This window comes from Faecalicatena faecalis (genome assembly GCF_012524165.2).
GTDB lineage: Bacteria > Bacillota > Clostridia > Lachnospirales > Lachnospiraceae > Faecalicatena_A > Faecalicatena_A faecalis.
The window spans coordinates 1-2,189 of the sequence record NZ_JABACJ020000054.1 but is presented as its reverse complement, the minus strand read 5'-3'; the positions used below and the strand labels follow the sequence as shown (position 1 = coordinate 2,189).

Sequence of the window (2,189 nt, the reverse complement as noted above, 5' to 3'; positions counted from 1 at the left end):
GTCGGCTAGGTCGGAGGGATTACTCCCTCTTTCCCGCCTAAGAACTGTACGTGTCACTTTCATGACATACAGCTCAAGCATACTTGTTCTCCGAAAGTCTGATTAGATTCTTTTCGCTTTCTATAGTAGAAGTATTTCGATAGATTACTGTTAAACGGACTGGCTTTAAACTTAATCAAGGTGTGTCTCTCAATGTGCGTCCAGCTCATCTTGATAAGCTGTAGGTTCATCTGAGTAGGAGAGGATAAAATCCATCTGTTTTTACTGATACCTCTGATGTCTTTTCTGAAATATCGCTTTTTAATCCATATGTGGTTCTTGTTATGATGAGTCTTGGCAAGAAAGCGATATGTTATATTGACGATGTATTTATCCATTGCTGAAAATACTTTTGAAGAGACTTCAGCTTTCCAATAGTTTGCTGTTCCCCTGATTATAGGATTTAGTTTCCTGATCAGTACTTCCACGTTATGACCGTAGCAATCTTTGACTGTATCTGCTACTTTTTGTCTGAATTTCTTAATGCTGTCTTTGGATGGTTTAATGAGTAATTTGTCTTTAGAACTGGCGGGATATCTCCGGACATTAAACCCCAGAAAGTCAAATCCTTCTGATATATCGATTACTCTGATTTTATTTTCTTCAAGTTCCAGACCTCGCTCCTTTAGATAAGGGGTCAGTTTGGAATACACTGCTTCTGCATCTTCTTTTGAATAGCACATGATAACAAAATCATCCGCGTATCTGGTCATAGCGTATTTCGAAGTGTTGACTGCCCAAGTACGGCCAGCGGCGTTTTTATTTATGTAGTATTTAATTCCAAGGATGTCTTCCATTCCATGTAAGGCAATGTTTGCTATTAGCGGCGATAGTATAGAGCCTTGTCCGCTTCCAGCATCTGTCAAATGGAATGTTCCGTTGTCTACATATCCTGCTTCCAGCCATTTATGAATAAGCTTATGAGCAGGAAATCGCTGAATTTGTTTCATGATATAGGTATGATTCAGGTTGTCGAAGCAGCCTTTGAAGTCTCCTTCAAATATCCATCTTCTCTTTCCGAATACCAGATATTGGAAGATTCTTTCTATGGCATCATGGCAGCCTCTGCCTGGACGAAATCCATAAGAAGTAGATTCGAAGTGATACTCCCATTGGGGCTCCAGTGCCAACTTAACCGCGTTCTGCCATACCCTGTCCATGATTGTTGGGATGCTTAGTGGTCTAAGTTTTCCATTTTTCTTCTTTATGTAAATTCGATATGAGGGTTTGGGGTTGTGTTGATTTACTCTTAGTTTCTTCATCTTTTCGTACAGCATTATTCGTTCAGAATCGTTTGCAACGATATTCCCGTCTATTCCGGCTGTCCGTTTTCCTCTGTTATCTTGCGTAATTCTTTTGATTGAAAGCAGTAATGCTGCCTTGCTGTGCATCAGAATTCTTTGTAGATTTCTGACGGTTCTCTTTCGTCCCAGACTTTCGGCACGATAAATTCGTTGTTGCATTCTGTCTACATACTTGCGGATTTTACTCCAGTCAAACTGTTTCCATCCTGTAATGGGGGATGCTGCGGGCTTTGTTTTGGGCAAAGTATTTCTCAACTGTCATCCTCCTTTGGACATTTGCTTTTCGCTTTTTATCGTGTAGTACACCGATTGGAAGTCAGCCCCCTTTCGGGTCTGGCACATATCCAGTATCCACCCAGTTATTTCCCATTCCTGTGGGCTTGGGCCCTGGTGGCATTAGCTTTTTCCAATGCTCCTTTACCCTCTGGAGAATTCGGTTCTCCTTGCGGTCGACTTACCAGTTGGTTAACTGGACTCCATAGGGCTTACCAAGTTCAGCTTCTTTTAGATGCGACTTGTTTAGATGTGTTCATTACACCGGCAGACTTGTGGGTGACATCTGACATTAGAACGAAGTAATGTTTTCCTATCTGCTATATGCTGTATATGCATTCCACCAGCATTTGCGATGTGACGATGCTTCATCGCACATCATGCAAGTCTTTTCCTTGCCCTTCCGTGCTATGAATGCTAAGCACGAAATTAGGCTTTTCCTCATGCAACCCACCCCGCGGTTACCCACGACGCAGTTTTGGACGGAAATATCCCTGTCACTGGGATAATAGATTTTATTTCTATACTAAAGTGCCTAGGAAGAAGCCGCTTCTTGTCGCACTCATTCTTCAT

General features: G+C 41.9%; 1 protein-coding gene. It reads right to left on the bottom strand.

Annotation, left to right across the window (positions count from 1 at the left end; all coding sequences use genetic code 11):
* Window positions 1-59: 59 nt before the first annotated feature.
* Window positions 60-1,598: a group II intron reverse transcriptase/maturase gene (gene ltrA / locus HGO97_RS23600; RefSeq protein WP_216245726.1), complete on the bottom strand. Its 1,539-nt coding sequence runs from the start codon at window positions 1,596-1,598 to the stop codon at window positions 60-62.
* Window positions 1,599-2,189: the final 591 nt, after the last annotated feature.